This window comes from Photorhabdus sp. P32 (assembly GCF_038085095.1).
GTDB classification, from domain to species: domain Bacteria; phylum Pseudomonadota; class Gammaproteobacteria; order Enterobacterales; family Enterobacteriaceae; genus Photorhabdus; species Photorhabdus luminescens.
Window position 1 is genome coordinate 1 of the sequence record NZ_JAZGJN010000289.1, and the last position, 20,598, is coordinate 20,598.

Consider the following 20,598-nt stretch of genomic DNA (forward strand, 5'->3'; position numbering starts at 1 on the left):
GTACAAATATATTTTTGGCTATTCACCGTCAATTTTAAGGTCATGGTTTAACCGCGATTAATATACATAATATAACCATTATTTATATATTTAAAATGGAAAGATCTATCCCTTTTTCTATTTTAAGGTGCAGTGCTTACGCTGTCTGGAAAAGTGATGAAACGAGAATTACATCCATTTAATCAATCAGTTAATGAAGGTGTTCTGACGATTTCAGCCTATCGTTTTCGTTCCACTAGTCCTCAAACTCTTTGAAAGCTTAAATATGTACAACACCTTACATATTCTTAAGTGTCATTCTAAATTAAAGAACATGGAATCATCAGCGCGGGCTTCACTACAAGGTTAATCAATGAACACCATTTGTCAAATGATTGAAAAAAGAGCATCGGAAAATGCCCACGAGTTAATTTTTTAGTTCCTTTCCGACGGAGAAAGATGAAGAAGAACAATTAAGCTGGAAGAATTTACATCGAGGTCAAAAAAGTATCGCTTATTATTTACAGCAATACTGTCAGCCTGGCGATCGGGTAATAGTTATGTTGCCTTCCGGTCTGCTCTTTGTTCAGACAATGGCCGCGTGCTTATACTCAAGTGTGGTCGCGGTACCAGTGAATAGCGCCCGCCCTGAGGGAAGAGGTTGGGATACTATTCTGAAAATTATAATGGATAGTGGCGCCCGATTAGTTATCACGACCTCAAAACAGAGTGAGAAAATAAAAGAAGTATTTGCAAAAGAAAGCGGCTTTAATGAAGTAAAGGTAATATCAGCAAATGAATTAATAGCGGCGCAGGAAGATGTATCTTACCGGGGCGGATCAGATCTGGCATTGCTCCAATATACCTCAGGTTCAACCGGTGAGCCTAAAGGCGTCATGGTTGGTTATGAAAATTTAATCAATAATCTGGAGGCGATAAAAAATAGGTTTTCATGTTCAGAAGATGCCTGTGGCGTCATTTGGCTTCCGCCCTATCATGATATGGGCTTATTAGGCGGTATACTCCAGCCTTTCTATAGCGGTGTTCCGGTTGTATTGATGCCGCCTACCGCAGTAATTCAGCAACCCGCACTGTGGTTAAAAGCCATTTCAAAATATAAAGCGACCATTTCCGGCGGACCTAACTTTATCTATGAACAAAGTGTTGAAAGAATAAGTGATAAGGATTTGGAGTCTATCGATCTTTCAAATTGGAAGAATGCATTTAGCGGAGCAGAGCCAATCAGAGCGGATATCCTGCAACGTTTTTCCGAACGATTTAGCTCTTACGGTTTTACAATAATAAATTTAATAAACTCAACCGGATTATAATAAAATTATCCGATGGTTTTCTGTCAAAAAAGAGATATGGTTTGATGTCAGCGATTAGAAGTGATATCAAATCTTTCCTACCCGGCATTAATGATGAAAACTTTTCTAAAAATAAGGCGTATTGTCACGAACGTAATAAAATCCAGCTTGAATGAAGCATGGTTTTACCGATTATTATCGGTGAGTTTTGTAAAAGAGGATTTTTCGAAACGAGTTATCAGGGATATCCGGAACTAAAAGCAGGTATTACTATCAGACCTGTGAAGGGTGTTAATGGTGTTTGGCGGTGTCTGGCTGATGATGAGGGAGTATAAAATGAATTTGGCAGGAAAAAACATCTGGGTCATTGGTGCATCTATGGGAATTGGGCATGCCTTAATTAAGGAGCTTAACTCTTATACGACAAACCTGGTCATTTCTAGCCGGAAAGAAGATTTACTGAAAAAATTGGCAACGGAAATTAATCTTCCGGAGGAAAATGTTATCCCTTTCGACATTACTCATCATGACGAAGCAAAAGAAGCGGTGCATAAAGTGCTTCAACTGATGGGGAATATTGACTGTATCATTTTTACTGCTGGCGTCAGTCAACGTTCTTTAATCACTGATACACAGCTCTTTGTCTATGACAAATTGATGAATTTAAATTTTTTATCTATTGTTAACATAGCATTAACGGTACTGCCTTCGATGATTGAGAAAAAGAGCGGACATTTTGTGGTTCTCTCCAGCGTGGCAGGTAAGTTTGGTACTCCGAATCACTCTGGCTATGCAGCATCGAAGAATGCATTGCATGGTTTTTTTGAATCTCTGCGTGCTGAACATACGAAAGACAATATTAATGTTACGCTTGTTTGCCCCGGTTTTATTAATACCGATATTACTATGAGATCCCTCACTGGAAATGGCGAACCTTATCAAAGCATTGATAGTGAACTGGAACACGGCATTCCAGTCGATTTATGCGCCAGAAAAATTATTAAGGCAATGATTAAAGAGAAAAGAGAGATATATCCCGGAGGTAATAGAGAAGTCATTGGGGTATACCTTAATCGATTTTTCCCACGATTATTACAGTCTATTGTTGCATTAAAAGAAAAATAATATAAATAATCACCATTTAATTAACGGTGACCTTTTAGCTGGTCACCGAACTTTTCTATATATTCACGACAATGTCTCGTATTTAGACTTGTTTTATGATTAATTAATTTTTATTTGATGGTGATTATCTGCATACCAGGAGATATAATCATTACTTGATATTGGCGTTTCAATTCCAGCCTTATCCATGTCAAAACTAGAAATATAATCATTTATTCTGTCTGCATGCTTACGTATATATTCGATGCGCCTCTCCTCTACTTTTTGAGATTGCTGTAAGTTAATCACTTCACTTCTCAGAAGGTTGCTCATAGTACGATGAACCCAATCGAGGAGATAACCTTCGATGATCATATCAAAATCATCATCAGTATGATGATACGTATCAATAGTTGTCGTCACCACGGATAAAACTGCATATGTCTGGCTTAGTTCTAGAAAGTCTCCACTATGCTTATTAAGCATATTAAGATTTGTTTTTTTATTGTCACTCGCCATGAATATGCTTAGTTTTCTATATAAGAAGTTCATATAGTCATTTAAAATGGAAAATAATTCATGTTGGGCAGATATTTTATGGGTGTTTTTTGTTTTATTGGCAATAATCATTCCGCCAGCTTTTAGTGATAACACAAGATTGTCCCCTTCTGAAGTAATCGCACCAAAATTAGATATTAAATAAGGAGATATCTTGTTAAGCGTAAATAAGCCCTGTGCGCCGCAGCGTTCACGACAATTGATTAATATTTCTTGTGTGCGCCATGTGCATAGGGACTTAGCGGTAATGATTTCAATAAGCAGTTCATCTTTAAATTTAAAGTTTTTAACTGATTCTGATAATATAATTGAAACTTTTCTTGTTAATTTTTTTAAGTATAACGCGTGAATAATCGTACTCAGAGTATCCCAGGCAATACCCTCTTTGAAATGAGGATAATTAATTATTGGCATGGCACCTGAATAACCGAATGTTTTTCGTTTATTTCCATATGTGCTGGTTATATGAAGAGCTGATTTGGCTGCTGCAACTGAGATTACTGCCATGCATAACTTACCTGAATGTATTTTATCTGTAATTAATGAGAATCTTTCTCTTAATTCTTTAATATGCAATGATATTTTACCATCTCTGGTCAGCGTTATCATATTGCCGGCAAGGAGTCCTTCAAAAGGAATTTCAACATTATCAAATGAAGTGATTGCGTTATCTAAATAAAATCCTGGCTTATCACCAAGTGGAGTAATTTTAACGCCAGGAGTTAATTTACCATTAACGGATAGCGGGAAAATAAAAGGGAAAATACCATATTTCTTTCCTGATACATTTAACTGGGCTAAAACTATAGCTACTTTTGGTAGTTCACAAAGTGTGGTATTAGGCATAAATTTATATGCATTGGGACCGGGTGAATTCAATATAAATACGCCTTTTTCCGGCAGATAATTAGCCTGTGTTTCGATTGCTATTAGATCATTCCCATGAGCCAGTTCAGTCGCCAGATAGACTCCAATAGCACGACCTGAACAAAGTTTTTGGTAGAGATCTTCCATATATGGCGTTTGCGCTCCTAAGTTAGCGATAGTACCTATGGTTAAATTAAAATGAATTGACATCATAGAAACTACAGCAGGATCATGTGGGGCTACAAGCTCATGAAGAGCGACTAACTCCTTAAATGATGCCATATGAATATGATTATTTTGAATATATCTAAGCAGTTCTATAAACTTTTTTACTGGTGATGGGTAACTACCACAACTATTTTTAAGTATTTCCAAAAGATTATCAGATATCCCTATATCTCCTATGGATAAATAAGATTTTAATTTTGACTCTGAATTGCATAATGATTTATTCATATATTGACGAAACCTTTACTAGAATAACAATATCTATGTTAACTATCTGCATATACCCAATGGATTTCAAGATGCATCGCGACGGCAAGGGAGCGAATCCCCGGGAGCATAGCTAACTCTGTGACCGGGGTGAGCAAGTGCAGCCAACAAAGAGGCAACTTGAAAGATAACGGGTATATTAGTTATCTAATAGTGTAATGGGATACGCTGTAAACATATACTTTTAATTTAAGAAAGTTATTAACGGAGGTGACTGTCAAAAACTTTCTTTATTAAATCCCATACTTTATAAACTAATAATAATGGTTACGTGTTACAGTTTAATGTGAAAATTACTACAGGTGTTCTGTTTTATTCAGACAAGGAGTAATAAAAATATCAAAACCAATTTACGTACACAGATGGTCGGGTAGCAACAGAAAATTGGCTATGCACTTTGATGTTTGATGATGGTTGTTATCTGCCGTTTGAAGGAACTGGCGCTATTTCGACTTGGAACCTAAAATTCCCTGATAAACAAGTTATCGATCAGGTGCTGAAAAACGCGGATGGTAGTTGGAAATTAAAGGATATTATTATTCATTTGCATTATACCGCGCTAGATGGTGGTAATCAGTTTCGCTGATAAATTAGCAGAATAGAAAAATAGATCTGCAATGTAATATTGATTTCTTAAACGTTTGAGTTATTAAACATTTTAGTTTAACAATAAAATCCTCTACTTTATTGTGGAGGATTTTTTATTAATTTGAATAATACGATTTATGTCATTATTGCTATCTTATTCTCTATAAAAAGAGAATTATCATAAAAACATAGCATTAATTTCTAGCATAAAAACATCCAGACATTATTTATCAGACAGAACACCTTTTATATTGACATGAAGTTGGTGCAAAGATTATTTTCATAATTTACACTTCAAATGCGTCAAATTTTCTTTATTATTAACTAGGAGTAGAACATGAAAAAATTGATATCTATGTTATTTATTTTCATTGGTATGATTAGCGCCCCTGCATTCTCAGCAGAAACGAATAGCGGCATTGTTAGAGTCGCAGAAATTAAAGCTGATTGGGACAATACTGCACATTATTTTTATACATTCAGCGGGAGCTTAGCCGGTAACTGTGGAAAGCCAGGTTATATTTGGTCAGGATCTAGCTCTGAAAATATTAATAGGCTATTAAGCCAAGCCTATGCACAGGGTTTGAATATTAAAGTTGGTATAGAAAACGTAAGTTGTAATATCACTACGGTTTACGTTATTAAACAATAGTCATTATTTCTTATGTTTTTATCAATGGGATAAAAGATAGATAAACATTGATTTTCCTAATTTTATAATAAAATCCTCTACTTCAATGTAGAGGATTTCTTAGATTGATTCAAACAACGTTTTCTTTATGAAATTATCTCGGTGCAATATCTATTTTATTCACAATATATTTCAGTGACAAAACTTGGCGCATTCTCAATGGTATCGTGAACTGGGCAGGTTTTATTAATAAAATCGACAAAGGCATGAATTTCTTCTTCACTATTATCAGCTTTAATATGAAATTTTGTCACTATTTTAGAGAAACCTAATTTCGCTTGTTTATTTCTACCAGTGAAACCATCAGTATCAAGCTCACCTTCCAGATCAACGTGAATATCAATTAAGTTAATTTTGTGCAGTTTAGCAAAAGCCTTTGCTACGATACATTTACAGGCACCGAGGGAACAGAGTAAAGCTTCAACTGGATTCATCCCCTGATCAGTGCCGCCTAAATTACGTGGTTCATCCAAATAAAAGGAGAAATCTCTTGAGGTACATTCAACTTTCAATCCAGCTACAGATTTTACTGTGGCAGTAAATAATTCTTTCGCCATGATTTAACTCCTTATAATTAATATTAGTTTTTTGTAGGGTTAGCAGAGATAGTTATCATAACTTTTAATTTTTCTCCATTTTGTTTTTAAAGTGCTTATCCTTTAATTGTTCTTTCCCGGCTTGTTCCTTATGTGACTTAGCTAATGTTTTCATAGAATTATCTATCTTCGCGGGTATGCCAAAGACGTAGTATGTATATGATTGAGCCTTGAATCTCGTAACGCATTTCATAGCCACCAACAAGCAACCGCCTGACTTCTCGTGGATCGAACGCATAAAGCTGTTCGCCCAGGCGTGGATTCGTCAATAAGACTGCCGGGGCTTTGGTCAGTGATTGAACTACTTGAGCAGAGGCTTGTTTGTTTATTGGGGCCATGAATTCATATAAGCGCTCCAAATCTGAAAGCGCCTTGCTTGTCCACTTCAGATCCATCAGCTAGGCACTCGTAGAGGCTTGTCAGTATCTAGACTTTCAGCCCACTTCAGTACTACCTGGTGATCAACTATGTTGCCGGCATCCACGTCAGCAAGAGCTTCACGAGTCAGTCTTTCGCGCTCTTCTTCTTGAGAAACCCATGCAGTAATCGCCTGTTTTATGATCCAGTTGCGTGAACGCTCCAGCCGTTCCGCGAGTTGATCAACTCTTTCGGCAAGAAGACACGGAACATGAGCTGTCAAAACTTTTGTTTGATTATTCATATAGATACCTTTGATTAATAACGATTCGGTTTGAATCATTATTAATCATATAGATTGAACCTGAATAAATCAATCCGGTCAGGCTTGCTTGATTTATTGACATGTGACTACTCCCCGTCCTACCTATCGGGCGAAGCTTCCTTGTTGCTCGTACTTGATGAGTCTGACACAAGCCTCTCCTCTGTGGGCAGAAATGGCAAGTCTTGCCGCCTTTAATTCGTCTATGCCCTGTTGTTTGACTTTAATGCTGCGTTGATATTTCTATCATGTTCAACACCACATTCAGGGCATTTCTGGCATTTTATAACCGCAACAATGACAGGTTTTCGAGCTGGCGTACCACTAGTTGAGTTTAACGATAGCGCGGTATTGTTATTGACGATTCTACGCTCGACTGTTAGGTAATTTTAGGTAGCCATTGTGGATGTTAGGGAGTGATTTTTTCTGGGTATTTTCATAGTCAGAATGCACGGTCAGTAACGATTCCAGCCATTGTCGCTCCGGAAAATGAATTTAGCATGACGGGGATATGCATATTTGGAGTTATAAATCGAAGCAGGAGGCACCACTATGTTCACGTCTCTATTGTTTCAAAGAGAACAAACCGTCACTGAATATCTCCCGCTCAGAAATGGACATATTAGTGACGGCTTAACCAGAACTCAGGTTAATCAGGATAAAACTCAGAAGACAAGATCTGAGACATACTCCAAATGCATACATCAGGAAATACGTCCAAACCGGTTTCATTCATTGCTGAGGCAACGGCTTTAGACCAGACAACATCAACCCAGTCTGAATCATTTAACTTTGTCTTTAAGCTCGGCGATTCTTTTAAACCATAAAGAATCTCTTTTCTTTGCGCTTTAATTGTTTTCTCCCAACTTGTTCCTCTATGGCTTGACTGGTATTGCCATTTTAATAAGTGAGCAATTAATACTGCCATGCTGCTAGCCAACTCACGCTGTTCACTCTTGCCTACGTCTTCAATCTCCTCAGCAATATTGGTTATATCAATCTCAGAGAATTTACCGGCACGTAATAACGCCGACTGCTCATTTGCCCAAGCGACCACATCAGTTTCGTAACGGGTATGATTCATAATTGCCTCCGCTAATAGGTCTATTATGCTATGCAGATAGTTTATATAGCAGTCTGTCAGAGAATCCCCTTTATACCCGTTATCTTTTAAGTTGCCTCTTTGTTGGCTGCGCTCACTCACCCCAGTCACATAGTTCTCTATGCTTCCGGGGATTCGCTCCCTTGCCGTCGCGATGCATCTTGAAATCCATTGGGTATAGGTCAAAGAAGAACTATCTTCGATAACCCAGTATTCACCCTACTTCCGGCAACATGCCGCTCACTATGCCAATCTGGATTGCTATTACTGCAATACCGCAGGCAAATACCAGCAATAGTACAGGTTTACCGCCAGGTACCCGATATCGACGTTCATTTTGCTGACGGGATTTATAGGCCAGAAGGCTAGGCAATACTAACGCCAAAATTGACAGTGCGACGGCGGCATATCCCAACGCCATCACAAATCCTTTTGGGTAAAATAGCGCGAAAATCAATGGCGGCACGAAAGTTAACAAACCCGTTTGCATACGCCCGGCTAAATTATCTTTGCGTTTAAACAGATCACCCAGAAAATCAAATAGGCCAAGTGTGACGCCGAGGAATGAGGTTGCGAGCGCCAGGTTGGCAAACATTTGTACTGAAAGTTCAGTTTTCGGTGAAGCGACAACTTCACGAATGCTGTGTAATAAGCCATTCAATCCTGCATTTTCAGCTAAGATATCGACAAATGTGTTGGAATGGATACTTCCTAATGTCGCCAATTGCCAGAAAATATAAGCAATTAGCGGAATTGCACTGCCGATAATAAATACCCAACGGAGTCGACGTATATCGCCATCCATATATTTCACAATACTGGGAACACTACCGTGAAAACCAAACGATGTGAATATCACAGGGATTGAAGATAATATTAACCCTTGTTCTAATGGTAATGTCAGTAGATTAATATGCTGGACATGCGGCATCATCAGCCCCAACATCAATACCAGGAAAATAATTTTTGCACTGAAAATAACTCGGTTAACCATATCGACTGAACTGGTGCCTATACAAACAATTCCTCCACCAATCACAGTAAACACGATAACACCCACTGAAGCTGGAAGGGATAGACTCAGCCATTTATTGAGGCTGACTGTCAGTAATTCCCCTGCGCCGCTAATATAGGCTGATGTTAACGCATACATCAGAAACATCATGCTGAAACCGGCTAACATTTTGCCGCCGCTGCCAAGATAACGTTGAGCAAGTGTCCCTAATCCCGTATCAGGAGACTCATATTGATAAGCTTCAACCAACAGTAATGCGGTGTAACTCATCAAAACCCATAAGCCAACCAACATGATCAAACTTACACCAAATCCTACACCGGCAGTAGCTAATGGCATGGCTAACATACCAGCGCCGATGGTTGTTCCGGCTATAATAAAAGTACTGCCAAAAGTACGGTTCTTCACGTTTTTTTCCCTTCGAATCAACAACAAATATTTAATATTAGAAAATCAGGCTACTTTCTTTTTTTCTTCTTCGTCGACAATCTGAGTCAGCTTGTGGATAAAAATTTTCTGGAGCCTTTCCCAATACTCGTCAAAATCATCAGCATTACGTAAACAATGAGTCATCACCGCAGCACGTAGGACATATAAACTGTGGACTTTCTGCCATTCTTCTTGTTCAAAACCGCAACTTTCAACGTAATGCCAAGGCGTATCGCCATACTCTCCATAACCAAGGGAGGTAGAAGAAGTCAAAAAATCATTGGTATAACTACGTCCAGAGGTATATGAACAAAGCTCGTACATCCGTTTATTAAGACGGTTGTGGTGACTTAAATTGTTATTTCCTTGCTCTTTAAAAGTAAAATTGACCATATGGAAATCAGGATTCGGCATGGTATGAATTTCAAACCGGCGTTTGCCAACAACCAATGGTTCTGTGGTTAAAAGTTTTTTAATCATCCAATTAGCCGTCACAATACCGGCAGCAATCACTTTTCCGTAGCCGCTGATATTAAGTGGAACCAATCGGTGTGCGGCCCAAATTGCCGCGGCGATAGCTCCGGCTTTAGATCCCTCCATAATAGAGGCGCCGAGTACGACATGCCGGTCAACGGCCTGTTCTGGTTGAGTATCAACATCTTCAAAAACATAAGCTGCACGGTAAGAAATGAGGTCAACAATACGTTTATCTTTCATGCATACCGCACCGGCGGCATATTGAATAAATCCAACTTTGTGAGGATCGACGGTGATTGAATCAGCCTGACACATGGCCCGGAAGCTTTGGTAAATTTCAGGTTTAGGCCAAATAATATCTTCGGGGATGATTGCTAATTCACGATAACGACGAATAAGTTCATCATATTCCATGAATTCTCCCCGTTCATTGAGGAACATTGCGCTGGCATAACCTGCATAAGCAGCATCGATATGCACATAAAATGAGACGCCATAACGCTCTTCACACTCTTTGCGCAATGCAATAACTTCATCAACTCGGTCAATGGCTCCTACTTCCGTCGTTCCAACTACGGTTACCATCGCCAGAATAGGCTCCCCCTGCTCTATCAAATCGAATGTAATTTCACGCATTTTTTCAACATCGGTACGATAATTCGCATCGACTGGCAATGGCACGATATGCTGTTGACCAATGCCTAGAATATCCATTGCTTTCATCCATGAATAATGTTTCGACTGTGGAACCAGCACTTTGCCAAACATCCCCTGCTTTATCCCGACGCCACGGCAGGAAAGTTCACGAACTTCTTCGAAAATGCCACGTTTTTTTAGTTCGTCCGTCAAATCCAGAATATCTGATGGCGACATATTCAACAGTTGTTGTTCTGATTTATTTGCGACCAGATCGCTAGATTGTGGGTGTTGTGCAATGGCAAGAGGCATGGTTTTTAAATTACGCGCAACCCATAGCCCTTCATAATTGGCGACGGTTCCTCCTGATGTAATATGTCCCCAGGCTCGGCGAGGGTCATAACCAAACATCCGGCATAGATCCAACCCGGCTTCAATTTCTAGCTCCGTTGTTGTCGGTGATGACTCGTGAGCACAATTGTTCGGGTTATACATCATCGCCATGACATAAGCGAGATTGGAAACCATCAGGGTATCGGCATTCATATGCCCCATATAGCGAGGAGAAAACCAGGGAATAGAGGTGTTTTTCAGTTTGGCGGATAGCTGGTTCAGAATACCTTCTGTCCGATAAAGTGTTTCTCTATAATCAGGCGCATAACGATCAACTGAGGTGACTAAGGCGGGATCTTCTGGGTGAAAATCAGAGCGCCAGTGCATGTGCTCACTTACGGCATATTCCATCATTTCTCTGAAAAAAACCGTATTTTCTGATTTAGGGCCTAAAAACAACGCATCAATGTTTAAGTGCGAAGTAAACTGCTTGGTCATAATCATATACCCTTTCAACTAACAAAAACGGCTGTCAGCAACAGAGAGATTATGAAATTCTTTATTTGTTAATGAAATCACTATCATTCTCTGATGGGGAGACAGAAAATTATATGCCACCTAACCTACTGATAGCTGGTAATACCTCATTTTTTTAGACATTAAGAAAAATCTATCAGGTGAGCTAGATTAGTCATTAACATATCTATAAATGAGCATTTGTTAATAGATATAGACTATATTTGTTAAAATATTAACAATGACGTTAAATATAAATTCTGATTTTGTGCGCGAGGGCAAATAACGAATAAAAACAGATCAAAAAATAGAGGGAAATGATGATTTATCAGTGATTAGGCTTATTAATTATAAGGGTTTATTTTAACGTGAAATGGTTAGTAGATGGAATGCAGGGCTACAAGTTAAAATAGCCCTGATTTAAACAGAAGTACTATTAAGATGATACATTTACCAGCATAACCTTGCCGATAACATCACCGGCTTCCATCATTCGATGTGCATCAGCCGCATCTTTCAGATCAAATACTTTACAAATTAATGGACTGACTTTTCCTGATTTCAATAATGGCCAAACGTGTTTTTCCAACTCCCTGGCTATTTCAGCTTTTTCCTCTACACTGCGAGAACGCAATGTAGAACCTGTATGGGTCAGACGTTTTAGCATTAAGGGCATCAGATTAAGATTTTCCGGGTTTCCTTTCATCATACCGATCTGAATAATTCTCCCGAATTTAGCAGCAACCTTATAGTTTTTATTGACATAATCACCACCGATTAAATCAACGACTATATCAACCCCATGATTACCAGTGATTTTCAATACCCGATCAACGAAATCTTCTTTACGGTAATTAATCACAAAGTCGGCACCTAAACTGTGTGCGACTTTAGCTTTCTCATCAGAGCCGACGGTAGTAATGACTTTAGCGCCAAAGGCTTTTGCTAACATAATAGTGATACTGCCTATTCCAGAAGTACCACCATGAATCAGCAAGTTTTCTCCTTGTTTCAACTTACCGGTCTGAAAAACGTTAGCCCAGACGGTAAAAAAGTTTTCTGGCAATGCGGCTGCCTGAACAAAATCCAAGCCATAGATGGGTAAAGCAACGGAATCATGTACCAGGCAATACTCAGCGTAACCGCCTCCGGCAACAAGGGCACAAACTTTATCGCCAAGATTCCAGCGTTCACAACCTTCACCTTTGGCAACCACCTCTCCTGCAATCTCCAAACCCGGTAATGGCGATGCATCAGGTGGTGGTGGATAAGAACCCATTCTCTGAAATATATCAGGCCGATTAACACCTGCCGCAGCTACTTTTACCAACAAATAACCTTTTCCTGGCCGTGGCAGTGGAACTTGGACCAGATGCAATTTCTCCGGTCCTCCGGGTTTGATGATACTGATCGCTGACATATATTGGGGTAACGAATTAATTTGGCTGTGCATATATACCTCTTATTTCTTTTGACGATCCTTTTTATTGGGTTACGTTTAATATGATAAGTGGAGATTTAAACAGGTTTTTCCATTCTGCTAGATAGCTTGGCGTTTTAAGGATCAGTTGTAACTTTGCCCAAGTCAACTAACATTCACCATTTTTGCGATTGAACCATCGGTAGATAATCTTGGTAAATTTCAACTTCCGGTATCCACATCCCCTTCGATTTTTCTTTCAATAGAAAATGAAATTCAAAGGTAGTCAATAAAATTATCGCTAGTTATAGTAAGATAATAATATTTGACCAGCATAATCTAGCTAAATTATCTGGAGGTTAGTATGGCCATACCGGCATATATGTGGTTACAAGATGATGGTGGTGCGGACATTAAGGATCTGTCTCATTTAGAATCCGATGAAATCAGATACGAGAAAATTACGTGGAAATACCTTGATGGTAATATCATTTACTTTGATTCGTGGAAAGAGCGCTAAGAAACGTTACACGCGCCAAAATTTGTACTCCCCGTAACGTCAACTCTACCGTATGCCATCAATGAGTTTGTACCGGGTACTATACTTTGAAACTTTTTCACAAACGATTAAAAATAGAGAAGTATCAAAGTGGTAAAAAGAAAACCGTACTGAGTTAGAAGAATTGAACCGCATCACCGACTAGTATGACTTCTTAGAAAGAGATTGGTGAAAAAGCTTTCCTATCTTACAATTTACTGTAAGGTAATTTTCCGAAATTGCAAAATACCATTGAGGCGCTAATGGAAATATCAGCAAAACAACCCGATGACTGGACAGGGAAATCGAAAAGCGGGTTTGATCAGTCTGAGCTGATCAAAGCACGCATTATCAATCTTGCTGAACACTTTATTAATGTGCTTAAAAACAAAGACTCGGAGAGTATTTCTCTGTTGTTAACTCTACCTGATGATGAATTTTGGGCCGAAGTCAAAGGGCGAGCTAACTATATTGAAATAGTGGAAAATATCACATCGGAAAAGAAAGAACATGAGGAATTTATCGAAAGCAGAAACGCTTTTCTTGCCCATCTTGGGGAATACGGTGGCGTTTATAAGTCCAGTAAGGTTGCTGATATATTAGGAGTGACCCGCCCAACAGTAAATAAATATGGTGAAAATCATAAACTCATTGTATTAAATTGGGGAGTAGAGAATTTATATCCTGTATTCCAGTTTTCGGTAAACAAAAAAACTAGCAATAAGGGATACTTAAAAGGTGTGCCAGAAATACTGGCTAATCTAGGTCCCGTCAGCGGTGTAAAAAAGTGCGGTTTTTTCCTCCATAAAATCAAAACATTGAATCTTGGTATCGATCTGGCTGAATCCTCGACGGTGCTGGATATCCTCAGAAATGGCGCCTCCAATGATGAAATTGCTCAATTGGTAAAACTGGCGAAAATGTTCAGTTCTGTTGATTCTATGTAAACAATTCCAGCATATAACTGAAAAACAGCTATTTTACCCTACTCTCCCTCGGAATATACCAACTGCCCTAAAATGCTTGCATGCTTGCTCTCACAGTACTGCTGTTTGTCCGCCATCGACTAGCAGTGATACGCCGGTTATAAACGATGCAAGATCCGATCCTAACCATACGACTGCATTTCCTACCTCTTCCGGCTCTCCCAATCTTCGGAGAGGCATTCTCTCCCGTAACCCATCAAACATTTTCGCGACTTCCGGCGAGGAAAGAGGAAGTGCGGTATTGATCAGTCCTGGGCATACTGCATTAACACGAATTCCCGACGGTCCGAAAGCATCGGCCAGTGCAGCCACCATCATGTTCACCCCTGCTTTGCTCGTGGAATAGGCGGTTGTAAGTTGGCCTGTCCTAATGGACCCCATACTTGACGTTGCCACAATACTTCCGCGTTTGCCCAGTTTTATCATTTGTTCAGCCGCCGCTTGTGCGCCAAATAAAACGCCATCAAGGTTGACTGTAAGCAGCTTGTGAAAATCATCGGCACTAATCTGTGGACCATCAGTAGCTAATGCAATTCCTGCATTGCAAGCCATCAGATCAACACCGCCGAACGGTGTAGCGACATCGACCAATGCATCCATATTGCTCCGTGAGGTGACATCACACTGGTGGAATATGGCTTTTGTACCAAGCGAATTAAGACGCTGGAGTACCGACGTTCCTCCTTCTCGGGGTTGATCAGTGATGTCACCAATAATTACGGTTGCTGCGCCGTGACGCGCCGCAGCTAAAGCAATACCTGCTCCGATGCCACTTGCGCCGCCAGTGACAATGACAACTTTACCTTCTAGCATACGGTCCATTTTGATGTTCCTCATTGTATTGCGTTATCACAGGCGCTATTTGAGACAGATCATACGGTGACGTTATCAATAATTGCTTAGTGAAACACAGAATATTTATAGAGGGTTATTCCAGGAGTGCTAGTTTAAGACATATCGGTAAAGTAATGTTGATTTTATGAATTATGTCCCATTTTTCCTAAACGCTTAACATATTCGGCTATTTTTGCCCATCCCCCGATAAAGGTTTGGTTATTATGATAAGAAAATATTGCTTACTGCCTTTTTAACCCTATTTTTAATTAGAAATAATCTAATTTACTTCATCAAAATTACGGGGAGTAAAATGTTATTGCATTTGACGCCGAGGTTTTATCTGTGCTAAAGCGGTGTTCAGGTTGATATCATTGATGTGTCCATTCCTGAGCTGGGATTAACCTTGAAAGGCAATTAACGGAATTTTCATAGAGACTGATAAGCGGTTGAATGATTTTACTGTGGTAACACGCTGGACGGTGAATGGTGACATTTCAGTACATAAAATTCACTATCATGTTATTAGTTACATCAATACATTATTGAAACAATAAGGATATAGGTATGATTGAAAAATATATAGAGACTATTTCTGACTCTCAATTCGTAGAGGAAAAACCAAAAGAATCTACTCACTCTGGTTTAATTGATATTTTTATACAGAAGGCTACGGAATATCCTGATCATCCAGCAATAACTACCACAGAATGTACGATAAATTATCGGGAATTAACTCAGAAAGCACAATCACTGGCAGTATATTTATATAAAATTGGCGTACAGCATGAAACGCCTGTAGCAATCTTATTGGAGCCCGGAATTGAGTATATCATTGCCCAAGTTGCTATTTTACTCGCAGGTGGAAGCTGCGTTCCCCTTGATCCTAGTATGCCTGATCAGCGGTTATGTTTTATGCTGCAAGATTTACAAATAAATCTGACATTAACCGATATTCAATCTAAAGAGCGCGCCTTATCGACAAATTTCGTCATTATGGATCAAGATGTGCCGGAAACTTCAGAGTTTGTTTATCTCTCTAATGTTCATAGTAGAAAAAATCATCGGACTCATATTCTTTTCACTTCAGGTACAACGGGAATACCTAAAGCAGTTGAAATTGAAGCTAAAAATATTATTCGCCTCGTAGTCAATCCAACTTATATTGACTTAAGAAATACTGATAGGATCGCCTGCATTGCTAATACTACATTTGATATTTCTTTATTTGAAATATGGGGAGCATTATTAAATGGAGCCTCGATAGTCATTATTCCGAGAAAGACAGTTGTCGAACCTTATCTTTTTAAAGCAACATTAGAACAATTCTCAGTGAGTTTGGTGGTAATTGCAACCGCTTTATTCAATTTAGTTGCTAATAGTTGTCCTCAGGCATTCCGTGGCCTACGTTATCTTATTGTCGGAGGAGAGTCCTTAAATCCTTATATCTTGCGTAAAGTTTTACAGTCATCTCCTCCACAACATTTAATGAACGGTTATGGGCCAACTGAAAGTACCGTCGTTGCTTTAATCTATGAGATCATGCCGGATCAATTGACAGAAGAAGACAATGTGCCAATTGGGAAACCAGTTGATAAAACTGAGATCTATATTTTGGATGACAATCAACAGCTTGTCGCCCCGGGTAAAATAGGCGAAATATGCATTGGCGGAGAGGGATTAGCTCGTGGTTATTGGAATCGCCCGGAAATTAATTCTCAGCGTTTTATGATGGTTGATATTAAAAAGAATAATGAATTTAAAAGAGTATACAGAACAGGTGATTTAGGCTGGCAGCGCCCTGATGGCATTTTTATGTATGCGGGGAGAGTCGATAATCAGATAAAAATACGTGGTCATCGTATCGAACTTGAAGAGATTGAAGCTCAACTGCTAAAAAGCCAACTATTGAAATCAACCGCTGTATCTGTGGTAAAAAAAGAGAATATAGAACCTTATCTCGTTGGGTTTATCGTTCCTAAAGATTCAAAGACCTTTTCGGAACAAACGCTACACCAATGGATTAATCTCTCTCTGCCTGATTATATGGTGCCTCGGCTCACTGTTGTCGAGCATATCCCTCTTACCAATAACGGTAAAATTGATAGATTACGCTTACTGACAGAATATTCAAAGTATCAGGAACAACAGCGGTTATCTCAATCCGATATAAAAATGAGTCAAGAAGAGTCCGTTGTTTTAGATATTTGGCAGAAAACCTTAGACAGGTATGATATTACGCTAGACAGTGATTTCTTCCAGCTAGGAGGGAGTTCATTACAGGCTTCCAGACTCATTATTGAAATCGCGCGCAAGATGCAGTATCACTTGCCAGTTCAGATTTTATATGATGCCCCCACACCGCGAAAATTAGTAAAAAACCTCCAACAAAATAAACAAGAATCCTCGGATTTACTTGCAATTATGCTTAAAGACAGTTTACTTCCTTCAGATATTCAGCCGCTGTCCCAACCACTCCAGCCGTGGTTGACACCAAAAACAGGGAGAGTACTCTTAACCGGCGCCACTGGATTTCTAGGTGTTTTCTTCTTACGTGATCTTTTAGCAAAAGCCGAAATTAATCAGGTTGTTTGCCTGGTACGTGCTCACAATAATGATTCAGCGTTAGCGCGGGTGAAAGATAACCTGAATCAATACGGCCTATGGAAAGAAGAATTCCTTTCTCGATTACACGTTATTGCCAGTGATCTCTCAAAACCTCTGTTGGCTCTGAACCAACAACTTTATGAACAGCTTTCTGTTGAATGTGATGTTATTTTTCATTTGGCGGCACATGTAAATTATATTCAGCCATACTCAGCACATTATTCTGGAAATATTTTAGGAACACTGAATGTACTGCGTTTCTCCGTCAGAAAGAAAGTAAAACCTTTGCACTATGTATCTACAGCGGCTGTTTTTGGCCCTGCTAAATTATTTTCATCTGTCACCAAAATTTATGAAGACGATGACATCATGCCTTATTTGAATGGGCTAAAATATGATTCAGGATATTCACAAAGCCAATGGGTTGCTGAACGGATAATATGGCAAGCCAGAGATAGGGGTATTCCTCTTTCGGTATATCGTCCCGGTTTTATTATGGGTGATAGTTTAACAGGAACCAGTAATCCGAAGGACTTTATTGCCCGATTGGTACAAGGTTGTATAAAGATAGATGCTTATCCATTATTAAATAATCAACGGAAAGAATTTGTTCCAGTCAATTATATCAGTCAAGCTTTGCTTAATATTTCTCAGGATAATAGTGGATTAGGAAAAGCATATCATCTGGCGACGCCTGATAATCAACAATCCATCGATATGATCCAATTTTTTGAATTACTTAATCAATGTGGTTATCCGCTTAAAGGATTGCATTATTCCGAATGGCTGGAGAAGTTGGAAACAGATCCTACTCTGGAAGATAATCCATTAATGCCATTATTACCTATGTTATCCGAAAAGGTTTATGGGGAACTCACCCGATGGGAATTGTATGAAAATATGCCTGTATATGATACAAAAAATACAGAATCGGCATTAAAAGGAAAGCATGAGTTCTATTCCCCTATGAACAATCAACTACTGGAACGTTATATCTCCTATTGGATACAAAATGGTTATCTGCCATAAGGTATCGTTTTTTAACTAAAAAAAACAGAAAGATACATTAAACGCATCTTTCTGTTGTTCTATACGCAATCAGACCTCCGGTTACCGTTAGAAAACGCCGGAGGTCCAATGTTTCACAAATAGCTTATTCTGAGCCTAGCCCGCGACCTGGCAATGTTTGGCATATTGCTCCGCTTGATAAAGGAGCTATTACTGGATATTTGTCATCAGGGGTAATGTAAACTCGTGTTGTCTCGTGTGGTTGCCTAATTCATTCTCAATATGTAGATAATTTAATAATATAGCTGGATAACTTTAAAAATATGATAATTTAAAATCATGAACCTTCATGTTGTAAATGGCATATTTGTCTCCAGCAAACCTGACTTCAATTTCAATTAGATCATCTAAAATGAAATGATGAGAAACTTTTACATTCAAGCCATTTTCATCTAAATTTGCATTGCAATTAAATGGTTTGCCATCTTTTATCTCTGCGAGATATTGATTGTTCTTTTTAATAACATATTGATATGGTGTGTACCAATCACGATCAATAGTGAATTCAAACTGACTTTCACTTAATGACGTTTTATTTATACTTTTCATAAAATAAGCTAATTCGGGAATATACTTTTCCTGTGGAATTTTTATTGTAATCAAATTTTTGTCATCATTTTCCCATATATTTTTCTCTAACGATGGCAGTGTTTTTAATATTTCTAATGTTTTCTCATTAGGTGTAATACCCCATTTATTAAAGAAAGTTGCCAGATTGATATTCGCCAATTGAGATGATGAGATTATAAGTTGTTGTTTTTTATCGCTATTGTTTATTGGTAGTGAATCCATCATTCTATAAACTTGATGGAGCTGAGGATAAAACCCGTTACCAAATGCTAATCTTAACTGCCATAACATTCCTAACTTTATATTAACATCCTGAGTGTCAAAATTCTTTTTCTCCGCAGTTAAATACTCTTTAATCTTCGGGTAATGTTTGTCTAGCTGACTTGCTCTACCATAAATCCCTTCTTGAACAGCTAAAGAGTACAAATTTACTGTAACCTCCATCATTCCTGTTCCATTGCTCCAACTATAAGGAAATTGTTGTCTTTGATGCCCACTTTCATGCCAGATCCCCCATCCATTATTGGTCGTTAATAATCGTTTCAAGGCCGCATCACCATTAAAACCCATATGCCCATGTGTAGAGAACATATAAAAGCGATCTGATTCTACATATAATGATTTATTTGGGTCTGCCTTATAATCTGCTTTCCCGTTTTCTAATACCCCTGATATGCGATCCTGAAAACGAATAAAGTCGTCATAATATTTCATTAATACATTGGGATCAGTAAGATATTTCTTAGCGCTCTGGTATCTTACAACAATTATGGCTCGTTCACTGCTAAGTTGAACGACAGGTGCGTCAGAATACAACCCCATCATATTTTCCCAATCTGTATTACTGGTTTCATTTAGTTTAAATGATGGGACTTGCTGTAATTCTGATTCAACAGTAATCTTTACATAACCATTATTATTATTGTTAGAAAAACAGAGTAAACCTTCATTTCTCGGTCTAAGTTTATTTAACCCTTTGGTTAGCAAATATTTCACAGGTTTATTCAATTCAGGAACGCCAATCGCGGCATTTACAGCACCACGTATTTCTCCTTCAATATTGATAATGAGTTCTTGTCCGGCCGTAATGTAAAACCCTGTACGATTATTTCTTTTTTATTCTCTCTCATTTTATCATTACCTTTTTATTTAGGATGGAAGCATTGAAATAATGCAGATTAACTGCATTACGTCGAATCT

The 20,598-nt window shown here is 38.6% G+C and carries 18 protein-coding genes and 3 pseudogenes; 9 read left to right on the forward strand and 12 right to left on the reverse strand.

The window, feature by feature from the left end:
* Positions 1-449: 449 nt before the first annotated feature.
* The 3 genes and pseudogenes from V2H77_RS19435 to V2H77_RS19445 all read left to right on the forward strand — a co-directional run.
* A pseudogene (locus V2H77_RS19435) lies at positions 450-1,310 on the forward strand (AMP-binding protein); the annotation flags it as partial.
* A 158-nt stretch (positions 1,311-1,468) separates the two neighbouring features.
* Positions 1,469-1,624: a hypothetical protein gene (locus V2H77_RS19440; protein ID WP_341500125.1), complete on the forward strand. Its 156-nt coding sequence runs from the start codon at positions 1,469-1,471 to the stop codon at positions 1,622-1,624.
* A gap of 1 nt (position 1,625) precedes the next feature.
* Entirely contained in the window at positions 1,626-2,414 is a 789-nt protein-coding gene (locus V2H77_RS19445; RefSeq protein WP_341500126.1) for an SDR family NAD(P)-dependent oxidoreductase, read from the forward strand.
* Between the two features lie 99 nt (positions 2,415-2,513).
* On the opposite strand, the gene V2H77_RS19450 is transcribed toward V2H77_RS19445, so the two are convergent.
* Positions 2,514-4,274, reverse strand: a complete 1,761-nt coding sequence (locus V2H77_RS19450; protein ID WP_341500127.1) for an acyl-CoA dehydrogenase family protein — start codon at positions 4,272-4,274, stop codon at positions 2,514-2,516.
* A 439-nt stretch (positions 4,275-4,713) separates the two neighbouring features.
* Here V2H77_RS19450 and V2H77_RS19455 point away from each other — a divergent pair, with 439 nt between their 5' ends.
* Both V2H77_RS19455 and V2H77_RS19460 read left to right on the forward strand, forming a co-directional pair.
* Positions 4,714-4,899, forward strand: coding sequence for a Tc toxin subunit A-related protein (locus V2H77_RS19455; protein ID WP_341500210.1), 186 nt, complete (start codon positions 4,714-4,716; stop codon positions 4,897-4,899).
* Between the two features lie 339 nt (positions 4,900-5,238).
* Entirely contained in the window at positions 5,239-5,553 is a 315-nt protein-coding gene (locus tag V2H77_RS19460) for a hypothetical protein (protein WP_341500128.1), read from the forward strand.
* Between the two features lie 155 nt (positions 5,554-5,708).
* Here the strand turns inward: V2H77_RS19460 and V2H77_RS19465 are convergent, their stop codons facing one another.
* The 8 genes and pseudogenes from V2H77_RS19465 to V2H77_RS19500 form a co-directional block, all read right to left on the reverse strand.
* Positions 5,709-6,149 carry an OsmC family protein gene (locus tag V2H77_RS19465; protein ID WP_049581534.1) on the reverse strand — a complete coding sequence of 147 codons (441 nt, stop codon included), beginning with the start codon at positions 6,147-6,149 and terminating at the stop codon, positions 5,709-5,711.
* A gap of 158 nt (positions 6,150-6,307) precedes the next feature.
* A complete protein-coding gene (locus V2H77_RS19470; RefSeq protein ID WP_265378873.1) occupies positions 6,308-6,583 on the reverse strand; it encodes a type II toxin-antitoxin system RelE/ParE family toxin in 276 nt (91 codons plus the stop codon).
* Positions 6,583-6,849, reverse strand: a complete 267-nt coding sequence (locus tag V2H77_RS19475; protein WP_265378874.1) for a CopG family ribbon-helix-helix protein — start codon at positions 6,847-6,849, stop codon at positions 6,583-6,585. Before V2H77_RS19475 ends, V2H77_RS19470 begins: the two co-directional genes overlap by 1 nt.
* A 123-nt stretch (positions 6,850-6,972) precedes the next feature.
* Positions 6,973-7,191: pseudogene (locus V2H77_RS19480) on the reverse strand (zinc ribbon domain-containing protein); the annotation flags it as partial.
* Between the two features lie 325 nt (positions 7,192-7,516).
* Positions 7,517-7,951 carry a DUF29 domain-containing protein gene (locus tag V2H77_RS19485; protein ID WP_341500129.1) on the reverse strand — a complete coding sequence of 145 codons (435 nt, stop codon included), beginning with the start codon at positions 7,949-7,951 and terminating at the stop codon, positions 7,517-7,519.
* A gap of 232 nt (positions 7,952-8,183) precedes the next feature.
* Positions 8,184-9,392: a tyrosine transporter TyrP gene (tyrP, locus tag V2H77_RS19490; RefSeq protein ID WP_341500130.1), complete on the reverse strand. Its 1,209-nt coding sequence runs from the start codon at positions 9,390-9,392 to the stop codon at positions 8,184-8,186.
* Positions 9,393-9,437: 45 nt separating this feature from the next.
* On the reverse strand, positions 9,438-11,357 hold the full coding sequence (locus V2H77_RS19495) for a pyridoxal phosphate-dependent decarboxylase family protein (RefSeq protein ID WP_445935600.1): 1,920 nt from the start codon (positions 11,355-11,357) through the stop codon (positions 9,438-9,440).
* Between the two features lie 454 nt (positions 11,358-11,811).
* Positions 11,812-12,828, reverse strand: coding sequence for an NAD(P)H-quinone oxidoreductase (locus V2H77_RS19500; RefSeq protein ID WP_341500132.1), 1,017 nt, complete (start codon positions 12,826-12,828; stop codon positions 11,812-11,814).
* Positions 12,829-13,159: 331 nt separating this feature from the next.
* Here V2H77_RS19500 and V2H77_RS23700 point away from each other — a divergent pair, with 331 nt between their 5' ends.
* Together V2H77_RS23700 and V2H77_RS19510 are read left to right on the forward strand one after the other, a co-directional pair.
* Positions 13,160-13,315, forward strand: coding sequence for a hypothetical protein (locus tag V2H77_RS23700; RefSeq protein ID WP_445935602.1), 156 nt, complete (start codon positions 13,160-13,162; stop codon positions 13,313-13,315).
* Between the two features lie 281 nt (positions 13,316-13,596).
* Positions 13,597-14,280, forward strand: coding sequence for a hypothetical protein (locus V2H77_RS19510; protein WP_341500133.1), 684 nt, complete (start codon positions 13,597-13,599; stop codon positions 14,278-14,280).
* A gap of 90 nt (positions 14,281-14,370) precedes the next feature.
* Here the strand turns inward: V2H77_RS19510 and V2H77_RS19515 are convergent, their stop codons facing one another.
* On the reverse strand, positions 14,371-15,141 hold the full coding sequence (locus V2H77_RS19515; RefSeq protein ID WP_341500134.1) for a glucose 1-dehydrogenase: 771 nt from the start codon (positions 15,139-15,141) through the stop codon (positions 14,371-14,373).
* 428 nt (positions 15,142-15,569) lie between these two features.
* Between V2H77_RS19515 and V2H77_RS23705 the strand changes: the two genes are divergently transcribed.
* Together V2H77_RS23705 and V2H77_RS19520 are read left to right on the forward strand one after the other, a co-directional pair.
* Positions 15,570-15,710: a DUF6012 family protein gene (locus V2H77_RS23705; RefSeq protein ID WP_445935611.1), complete on the forward strand. Its 141-nt coding sequence runs from the start codon at positions 15,570-15,572 to the stop codon at positions 15,708-15,710.
* Between the two features lie 10 nt (positions 15,711-15,720).
* The gene (locus V2H77_RS19520; protein ID WP_341500135.1) at positions 15,721-18,789 is read left to right on the forward strand and encodes a non-ribosomal peptide synthetase; all 3,069 of its coding nucleotides are present in this window, start codon (positions 15,721-15,723) and stop codon (positions 18,787-18,789) included.
* Positions 18,790-18,913: 124 nt separating this feature from the next.
* Here V2H77_RS19520 and V2H77_RS19525 read toward each other — a convergent pair.
* Positions 18,914-19,021, reverse strand: a pseudogene (locus V2H77_RS19525) (hypothetical protein); the annotation flags it as partial.
* 62 nt (positions 19,022-19,083) lie between these two features.
* The gene (locus tag V2H77_RS19530) at positions 19,084-20,406 is read right to left on the reverse strand and encodes a M60 family metallopeptidase (RefSeq protein WP_341500136.1); all 1,323 of its coding nucleotides are present in this window, start codon (positions 20,404-20,406) and stop codon (positions 19,084-19,086) included.
* Positions 20,407-20,598 lie beyond the last annotated feature (192 nt).

Coding starts and splice junctions, on each gene's coding strand:
- V2H77_RS19445 (WP_341500126.1), top strand. CDS start 1,626: ATGAATTTGGCAGGAAAAAACATCTGGGTCATTGGTGCATCTATGGGA.
- V2H77_RS19520 (WP_341500135.1), top strand. CDS start 15,721: ATGATTGAAAAATATATAGAGACTATTTCTGACTCTCAATTCGTAGAG.
- V2H77_RS23700 (WP_445935602.1), top strand. CDS start 13,160: ATGGCCATACCGGCATATATGTGGTTACAAGATGATGGTGGTGCGGAC.
- V2H77_RS19455 (WP_341500210.1), top strand. CDS start 4,714: ATGTTTGATGATGGTTGTTATCTGCCGTTTGAAGGAACTGGCGCTATT.
- V2H77_RS19500 (WP_341500132.1), bottom strand. CDS start 12,828: ATGCACAGCCAAATTAATTCGTTACCCCAATATATGTCAGCGATCAGT.
- V2H77_RS19465 (WP_049581534.1), bottom strand. CDS start 6,149: ATGGCGAAAGAATTATTTACTGCCACAGTAAAATCTGTAGCTGGATTG.
- V2H77_RS19485 (WP_341500129.1), bottom strand. CDS start 7,951: ATGAATCATACCCGTTACGAAACTGATGTGGTCGCTTGGGCAAATGAG.
- V2H77_RS19515 (WP_341500134.1), bottom strand. CDS start 15,141: ATGGACCGTATGCTAGAAGGTAAAGTTGTCATTGTCACTGGCGGCGCA.
- V2H77_RS19440 (WP_341500125.1), top strand. CDS start 1,469: ATGGTTTTACCGATTATTATCGGTGAGTTTTGTAAAAGAGGATTTTTC.
- V2H77_RS19470 (WP_265378873.1), bottom strand. CDS start 6,583: ATGGATCTGAAGTGGACAAGCAAGGCGCTTTCAGATTTGGAGCGCTTA.
- V2H77_RS19495 (WP_445935600.1), bottom strand. CDS start 11,357: ATGACCAAGCAGTTTACTTCGCACTTAAACATTGATGCGTTGTTTTTA.
- V2H77_RS19460 (WP_341500128.1), top strand. CDS start 5,239: ATGAAAAAATTGATATCTATGTTATTTATTTTCATTGGTATGATTAGC.
- V2H77_RS19450 (WP_341500127.1), bottom strand. CDS start 4,274: ATGAATAAATCATTATGCAATTCAGAGTCAAAATTAAAATCTTATTTA.
- V2H77_RS19510 (WP_341500133.1), top strand. CDS start 13,597: ATGGAAATATCAGCAAAACAACCCGATGACTGGACAGGGAAATCGAAA.
- V2H77_RS19475 (WP_265378874.1), bottom strand. CDS start 6,849: ATGAATAATCAAACAAAAGTTTTGACAGCTCATGTTCCGTGTCTTCTT.